Here is a 3,701-nt window from a genome sequence, read left to right as displayed (position 1 = left end):
TTTTGACAAGTCTGCATTCAGCTTTTTCATGACTTCGGCATAACTATACGTACCCATGAGATCCATATACCTGAAGTTTCCCGCAAAAGGAAGATAATACCCTGCGTCATTCCTGCAGGCCCTGTCGATATCCTGTACCGTTGCGTATCCATTTTCGACCAGGTAAAAAGCTTCTCTGACCATGGCGCTGAATAATCTTGAACGGATGCTGATTGCATTGTGAACTGTGTAAGGATCCTTATTCCAGTTGTTGATTGCTTTCTGATTTAAAGCCTCTACCAGCTCTTTTTTATTTATATTACTGGTAAGTATTTCCAAAAAGTAAGTAGTATGCGCAGGTTCGGTCCAGTTAACGCCAATAATCCGCTCTGGTGCATTTGCTCCTTCCTGCAAATCGGCCATAGAAATACTCTCGGTATTTATTGCAATTATTGCCCCTTTGTCCAGTCTTTGCTCGAGATCGGCAATGATCGTCCTTTTTTCATTCAGATCTTCATTCGTAATGGCAATAGCCATGGAATAAGCATCGTCACATAAATGGTCTGTAATTTCAATATTGTTCCGGTCAAATTCGCCCAAACCAATTTTTGCAGCGTCTTCGATGTGACACACTATACGCTTTCTCGCCAGTTCAACATCTGAGGTATGTAAAGTTACGGTGTCTCCGGATTGCAGAAGGCATACTGCAATGCTAAAGCTAAGCCGGTCATTGCCCGTGATTAATATTGGTCTCTTCTCTCCTGTTTTTTTCATGTATATGCGTATAAATTCAAAAAAACTTAATTCCCTCCGCTCATTTCAGCCAATACCTTTTCTGCCGTTTTAATTGCCGTCTGTATGTCTTCCTCGTTGTGCGCGGCACTGATATACCACAATCCCCTGCCAATAATTCTGATGTTGTTGTCGTGCATTTTGGCGATAAACTGACTGAGTTTTGCTTTATCAAAACCCAGAGTTTCCCGGTAATTGGACACTTTGCCAAGTTTTGTGAATGCAATGGTAAACATCGGGCCCGGCCCTTGTACCAGCAGGTCATGTCCCGTTTTTTTAGCCGCGTTTTTTAATCCGTCCATCAGCTTGTTCCCATATTCAAACATCCTGTTGTAGGGCTTTTCCGACCTTAAAACTTCTATCGTTGCCAGAGCTGCCGCAACAGTTGGATTGCTGGAATTCATAGTTCCGGCATGGATCACTTTTGCATCCTCAATGAGTGACATCCATTCTCTTTTGCCTGCGATAGCGCTAATGGGATACCCGCTTCCCATAGCTTTCGCAAAAACTGACAGGTCCGGCGTAATTCCAAAATATTCCTGTGCTCCTCCTAAAGATAACCTGAAGCCCGTGATGACCTCATCAAAAATGAGCGCAATACCATATTGGGAACAGATTTTCCTTAGTCCTTTCAGGTAACCTTTTTCTGGCAAAATACATCCGCTATTACACATCACCGGCTCTGTGATCACAGCCGCAATTTCCTTATGTCTTTCTGCTACCGTTTTTTCAAACAGGTCCAGATCATTCCAGGGCAAAATAATAAACTCATCTTTTGAGGAATCCGGCAGCCCCTGCGACCATGGATATACCTCGGGGTTTTCGTGACTGCCCAATGCATCCTCTGAAGGTGCAGATAGGCCCCAGCACACATTGTCCATCCAGCCATGATAATGACCTTCAAAACGAAGAAACTTCTGTCTGCCGGTTTTAGCTCTTGCAACCCTGAAAGCAGTCTGTACTGCTTCAGAACCATCCAGGCAAAATCTCATCAGTTCTGCAGAGGGGATGATCTCATTCAGCAGTTCAGCGAGCATGATCTCCTTAATGTGCTGACCGGCAAATATTTGACCTTTTTCGGAATATTCGCTTACCGCATTCAGTACCTTCGGATGAGAGTGCCCTAAAATAAGCGGTCCCTGACTAAGGGTGAAATCGAGGTATTCATTCTCGTCAACATCATAGATCCGGCTTCCTTTACCATGAGTGTAAAAAATAGCATGAGGATGATTATATTTCCTAAATTCAGAGGATACGCCACCTGCAAGAACTTTCTTTGCTCTTTCAAGTAAAATGGCGGATTGTGCATAGGTATTGCTGGACATTTTAAATGGTTTTATTTTAATATTTCTGCGTTATTCTGAGAATATTCATCAGCCAACAGGTAAATATCTTTGTTGAAAAGAGAAAATGCCTCTTCCCATGCCTTTGCTTCTCCATCTTTATATGGATATAATCCTTTTGAATTCTGGATTCCTTTGGCATTTATCTCGAGCATTTTCTGCATAATAGCAGGAATATTTTCTGAATTCGACAGTTTTGGAAATACAGTTTTGAAGGTCTCCATATAGTTTTTTAAACCCATCATGTCCATTCTCCTGAAAATACCCATCAGGGTAATCCAGGAACCTTCATCATACCGGAATGATTTGTCAATATCTTCAAGCGATGCTTCTCCCTTTTCTACCATGGAAAGGCCTTCCCTGTACACAGAATACATCAGTCTGTTGGTAATAAATCCCCTGATGTCTTTTTTTAACAGCGTTGGTTCTTTACCCCACAAATGCGCCAGGTCAAATACCCAGCGTGCTTTTTTAGGAGAAGTATGTTTGCCGCAGGTGATCTCCAGAAAGCGTGTCGCATAGGCAGGTTCTGCCCAATGTATGCCTAGGAACCGTTCAGGATTACCAATATATTGCTGAAGGGAACTTATCGGGATCGCAGAAGTATTGCTGGCAATAATTACCTCGCTGCCGACATTAGACACTATTTTTTGATATACCTGTTCTTTGATGTCATCTTTCTCAATGACACATTCTACCACAACGCCGCAATCGTTCAGCTGACCATAGTCTTCTGTGATCGTAAGCCTGGAAAGGTAGGTCTCAGCCGGATGGTCCAGCAGCCCGGCCTTCTGACAATGAAGCAGCTGATCTTTAATGCGTTCAGGGGCTATCATTTTATCTTCGGGTATAGGAGCTATGCCTTTAACCTTATGTCCGGCGATCAGGAGGGAAACTGCAATACTGCTTCCCATAAGACCAAGACCTACCACGCCAATATTAATTTCTGCTGTTTTCAACTTGTAGGGCATGTTGAGTTATGAAGGCAGTGCAACAATACAGTCTATTTCCACCTTGATGCCCTCTGCCAAAACAGACTGAACAGTTGTACGGGCCGGTTTTATGCCTTTGAAATACTGAGCGTACACTTCATTGTAACGGTCAAATTCGTTAATATCTGCAAGGTGTGCAGTACATTTGACAACGTCATCCATGGTGGCTCCGGCATTTTCAATAATGGCCTTTATATTGTCAAGCGTACGGCGTGTTTCTTCTTCTATTGTAGCCAAAATAAACTTAGAGGTTTTGAAGTCAACGGCTGCCTGACCGCTTACAAAAAGAAATCCGTTTATGATGACACCATCAGAATAAGCTCCGGTTGCAAAAGCTGGATCGCGGTGCGGGTGAGCGACTTTTATCTTGTTCATAGGTATTTCGATACGTTAATGATAAACCTTAATAATTATATCAAAAGTAGTCTGCACGGTCTGGGATTTCTGTTACTTTTAGTTATAATTATGATACTATTTTTCATCAGGATATGATATTTCTTTTTTATCTGTGATGGAGCCAAAACACAGGTATTTTAGTTCTGTATACTCCTCAATTCCATATTTGGAACCTTCCCGGCCAAGTCCTGACTGCTTA

The 3,701-nt window shown here is 42.5% G+C and carries 4 protein-coding genes; all 4 read right to left on the bottom strand.

Translation table 11 applies throughout. The features are described 5' to 3' along the window. Positions 1 to 753, bottom strand: a 753-nt coding sequence (locus VK541_RS06445; protein ID WP_324368085.1) for a 3-hydroxyacyl-CoA dehydrogenase NAD-binding domain-containing protein, incomplete at its 3' end; no start/stop codon positions are given. 26 nt (positions 754 to 779) lie between these two features. Continuing rightward, entirely contained in the window at positions 780 to 2,096 is a 1,317-nt protein-coding gene (locus VK541_RS06440; protein ID WP_324368082.1) for an aspartate aminotransferase family protein, read from the bottom strand. 11 nt (positions 2,097 to 2,107) lie between these two features. Then, positions 2,108 to 3,073: a 3-hydroxyacyl-CoA dehydrogenase family protein gene (locus tag VK541_RS06435; RefSeq protein ID WP_324368080.1), complete on the bottom strand. Its 966-nt coding sequence runs from the start codon at positions 3,071 to 3,073 to the stop codon at positions 2,108 to 2,110. An 18-nt stretch (positions 3,074 to 3,091) separates the two neighbouring features. Continuing rightward, the gene (locus tag VK541_RS06430) at positions 3,092 to 3,481 is read right to left on the bottom strand and encodes a Rid family detoxifying hydrolase (RefSeq protein WP_324368078.1); all 390 of its coding nucleotides are present in this window, start codon (positions 3,479 to 3,481) and stop codon (positions 3,092 to 3,094) included. Between the last annotated feature and the right edge of the window lie 220 nt (positions 3,482 to 3,701).

The sequence above is a fragment of the Pedobacter sp. genome (assembly GCF_035317785.1).
GTDB lineage: Bacteria > Bacteroidota > Bacteroidia > Sphingobacteriales > Sphingobacteriaceae > Pedobacter.
This window is presented reverse-complemented; position numbering and strand designations above follow the sequence as displayed.

What these genes read in the sequence shown, in the direction of transcription:
- VK541_RS06440 (WP_324368082.1), bottom strand. Translation starts at nt 2,096, where the DNA reads ATGTCCAGCAATACCTATGCACAATCCGCCATTTTACTTGAAAGAGCA.
- VK541_RS06430 (WP_324368078.1), bottom strand. Translation starts at nt 3,481, where the DNA reads ATGAACAAGATAAAAGTCGCTCACCCGCACCGCGATCCAGCTTTTGCA.